This is a genomic window from Aquiflexum sp., assembly GCF_041751335.1.
In the GTDB taxonomy this organism is placed as follows: Bacteria; Bacteroidota; Bacteroidia; order Cytophagales; family Cyclobacteriaceae; genus Aquiflexum.
Genome location: NZ_JBGSXS010000458.1, coordinates 1 through 4,216 on the forward strand (window position 1 = coordinate 1; position 4,216 = coordinate 4,216).

At 37.7% G+C, this 4,216-nt stretch carries 3 protein-coding genes; all 3 read right to left on the bottom strand.

The features are described 5' to 3' along the window. Positions 1–203: 203 nt before the first annotated feature. Complete coding sequence (locus tag ACEW8U_RS23840; RefSeq protein ID WP_373524563.1) at positions 204–1,121, bottom strand: dihydrodipicolinate synthase family protein; 918 nt, start codon at positions 1,119–1,121, stop codon at positions 204–206. 79 nt (positions 1,122–1,200) lie between these two features. After that, positions 1,201–3,294 (bottom strand): S9 family peptidase, encoded by a 2,094-nt coding sequence (locus ACEW8U_RS23845; RefSeq protein ID WP_373524564.1) that lies wholly within the window; start codon positions 3,292–3,294, stop codon positions 1,201–1,203. A 380-nt stretch (positions 3,295–3,674) separates the two neighbouring features. Further along, positions 3,675–4,216: helix-turn-helix domain-containing protein (locus ACEW8U_RS23850; RefSeq protein WP_373524565.1), on the bottom strand; the 542-nt coding region annotated here is incomplete at its 5' end.

Below are 4,216 nucleotides of genomic sequence, written 5' to 3' on the forward strand. Positions count from 1 at the left end.
TGAAGTTCATACTGCTTTCTTCATTCCCTAAAAAAAGCAGGATACCCTTCCCGATTTTTTTTTTGAGAGCTTCTCTCCTATCAATATAGACTTCTCTAGAAAATATATTCATGAAATCAGTCAATTTTCAATTCAACTAATAGGTTTTATACTTGATAGTTAAAGTTGGTGAATTGTGTGCCGAAAAAAAATTTCTTATAAAATTACATGGGAATTTTTTCGAAATTTGGTATAGAAGGTCTAACCTTCAATGAATCTTCTATTATTTTTAGTACTTTTTGTCTTTCTTCTCCTATTAATGGCAGTCTTGGAGCTCTGACATATTCAGTTCCCAATCCTGTGGCAACCTCGGCCAATTTGATATATTGGACCAATTTTGGATGGATGTCCAGTTCCAATAATGGAGAAAACCATCTGTATATTTTCAAGGCTTCCTTTAATCTTCCCTGTTTTACCAGTTGATATATGGCAACGGTTTCATAAGGGAACGCACAGACCAAACCCGCTACCCAACCATCAGCTCCAATTGCCAGACTTTCAAACGCTAATGGATCGACACCACACAGAATTTTAAACCTGTGACCAAATCGATTGATCATTTTGGTGATTACTGTGATGTCCCTTGAAGATTCTTTAACGGCTTGTATATTTGGACATTCCTCCAACTCCCCAAACATGTCTTCATTTACTAAAATTTTATAGTCGATAGGGTTGTTATAGACCATGATGGGAAGGTCGGTAGCATTTGCAATTTCTTTAAAAAAAACCACTGTTTCCCTGTCATCTGCCTTGTACCGCATGGGAGGCAGTACCATTAAGCCTTTAATCCCAAACTGATTTGCAGAAGTAACTGCCTGAATCGCCTTTTTAGTGGATTGTTCGGCTACGGTGAGAATTACAGGAATTTTACCATCTACCATTTCCACGGTGGATTTTGACAGCGTTTCCTTTTCACAATCTGTCAATGTACTGGCTTCTCCCAAACTCCCACCTAAAATCAACCCACTAATACCTGCCTTTATTTGAATTTCAATATTTGCATGAAGGGCCTTTAAATCAAGTTGATCATTCTCAGTGAACTTGGTTGTAATAGCCGGAAAAACTCCATTCCAATTTAACATATCTGCTCATTTTTGTTTAAAACTTTTTTAATATTCAATTTGATCGATACAGTTCGATTTTACTATTCATTTAAAATATTCATTTTCCGTCCGGGATCAGCTTTTCCCACCAAAACTTTTCCATGGTCCTCCTAAGGTGAAGGGAGGTATTTTCCCTTTCATTAATTCCATGGGCACGCATGGGGTATGACATCATGTAGAATTGCTTGTCATATTTGATCAATTTATCCACCAACATTTCAAAACTCTGGTAGTGAACATTGTCATCGGCTGTACCATGGATGATCATCAGATCTCCTGTTAAGTTTTCTGCATAAGAGATGGGAGAACCATCCCTGTATCCTTTTTCATTGTCTTCCAGTAATCCCATGTACCGCTCCTGATAGGTGGCATCATAAAGTCTTTGATCAGACACAAATGCCAAGGCCAAACCTGCTTTGTAAATTTCGGGAAAGCGGAACATTAAATTGAGTGTCATCTGCCCACCTCCACTCCAACCCCAGGAACCTACCCGGGAAGGATCTATAAAGTCGTGGGTTTTGAGAATCTTTTCAACCGCAGCTTTTTGATCATAGGATGCCAAAATTCCGATCTGTCCATAAATGGATTTGCGCCAATCTCTTCCTCTTGGTGTTTTGGTGCCTCGATTATCAATACTGATAATTACATATCCCAATTTTGCCAGGTAGTGATGCCATAAGTCACCATCCATCCAAGCATCCTGAACAGTGGAACTTGCAGGTTCCCCATAGACGTAAGCGATTAATGGATATTTTTTTCTTGGATCAAAGTCCTCCGGCTTGATCATCCATCCATCCAAAACAACATCACCAATATCCACCTTGAAAAATTCCTTTGGATTCAAACCCAAATCGGAATACTTTTGCTTTAATTCCCGGTTTTCTTCCAAGACCCTGATATTTTTATGATTTGGTAAGCTGACCAAAGAGTAAACCGGAGGAGTGGTGGTATTTTGAAAGGTATGAATGGCAAATTTTGAATCAGTTGATATCTGGTAGGCATTTTGTCCAGAAAGTTCAATGGGTGTAATCCGCTCTGCTTTTCCTCTTTTCTTAAGCGAACTACGATAAAGGTATCGTTGTGTGAAATTGTCTGGAGAAGCGATGTAATACACATAACCGCTAGCGGGATCTATATGGCTTATCCGCTCTACATCAAATCCCCCCTCAGTTACTAATTCCACTGTTTTGCCATCTCTTGAAACTTTGTACAAATGCAACCAACCATCTCTTTCGCTGGTCCAGGTGAAATATTTCTCTCCATCCAACCAACGGATATTGTCATGAATATCCAAAAAAGCATCATCCTCTTCGATCAGGATTTTTGACATGGCCATGGTTTGAATATTAGCTGTCCACACTGTATTCTTGTTTTGGCGACGATTAAGCTGCTGCACCATCACTTCCTGGGAATTGGGGATAAATTCCATCCGGGCCAGGTAATTGTTGCGCGGGTCTTCCGAAAAATCAAACCATTTGGTCTCTCCTCCTGAGGCTGAGACTATGCCGATTTTAACCGCTGACAAGGTATGTCCGACTTTTGGGTAGGGTAATGGGATGGGCTTTGAATAGATGGAATCAATATTATTGATCAAATAAAAAGTGCCCACTCCTTTGGTATCTGATTGCCAATAAGCAATGTTTTCTCCATCGGGACTCCATCTGAATCCATCTCTGCAATCCAATTCCTCTTCATACACCCAATCAAAGGTCCCGTTGATGATGTCTTTATCGCCATCTGCGGTAATTTGGGTTATTTTCCCTGATCCGAGTGATTCCACAAAAATATTGTTTTCACTCACATAGGCAATTTTGGTGGCATCGGGTGAAAATTTTGCAAACATTAAGGTCGTGGCCGGAATACCTTTGCCCAACTGACTTAACTTCCTACTTTTCAAATCCAGAACCCAATAATCACCACGGGTATGATATCGCCAAACTTTTCTGGTGTTGGTGAAAACAAGCAGTTTGCTGTTATCTGTTGACCAATGATAGTCTGCCACAGTCAGCGGTTTGCTTTCCCCTGAAGGGATCAATTCTTCCGCAGAAATCAAAACTGACCGAGCACCGGATAGCGCATCATATCGGACAATATCATCCCCTTCAATACTGGTACTTTTTTCTATGCTTGAATATCCTTTTGCATCTTTCATCCAACGGATTGGGCCAAACCGATTTTGACTATAGACTCCGTTTTTGTAGATATCCAATAATGTGAGTGTTGATTGAGAAAATAAATTCCCATTAAAGAATAGTAAAAAAATAAAACTCACATATTTCATCTTCTCTGGATTAAATAATCAATGCTTAATTTATGGTCTAAGTAATTTTATGATGCCAGTAAATTTTGAAAAAAATTATATCTGCTATCTCGATTGTAAAGTTAAATTGTTCGAACCTATAAATTATTAAATCATTTTAGCTAAAAGGTATGATATTTTAACTTGAGGCAAAAAATATTCATCGAATTAAAAAATTAATTTCTTTTATCGAATCCTGTTGAAATTCGCATTGAAACAATCTATGAAAATCCTTAATCCGTTTTGTTTAAAACTTTGCTTCTAAATTCCAAAGGAGTCAATCCTGTGATACTTTTAAAGTGTTTGTGGAAATTGGATAAATTATTATATCCACAATTATAACAGGACTCAGAAGTGTTTAAATCATTTTGTAACATAAGCCTGCAAGCATTTGCAATCCTCACCTCTATCAAAAAGCGAGAAAATGTCTTTTGACTTTTATACTTGAAGTACCTGCAAAATGCAGTGGGTGACATGTTTACCATTTCAGCAATCTGCTCTAAAGTGATTTTCTCTCTGTAATGGCTTCTAACATAATCAAAAACCAAATTGATTTTTGGCATATTTTCCTGAACTGAATGGATGGGTATTCCCAAAGATGATATAAAATTTAATTTATTGTCTTTTGAAACACACTCCAGGATATCTAATAATCCCAGATACTTTTCGAAAGCATTTTTTTTGGTAAGCTCATTTAGTTTGTCGCAGATTATTGATTTTTTCAATTCTGAAACTTTAATGCCATAAATGGAATAATCCAATAATTTTTGGAGGG

Excerpts from the sequence above, each read along its gene's own strand:
- ACEW8U_RS23840 (WP_373524563.1), bottom strand. The coding sequence starts at position 1,121 with ATGTTAAATTGGAATGGAGTTTTTCCGGCTATTACAACCAAGTTCACT.
- ACEW8U_RS23845 (WP_373524564.1), bottom strand. The coding sequence starts at position 3,294 with ATGAAAGATGCAAAAGGATATTCAAGCATAGAAAAAAGTACCAGTATT.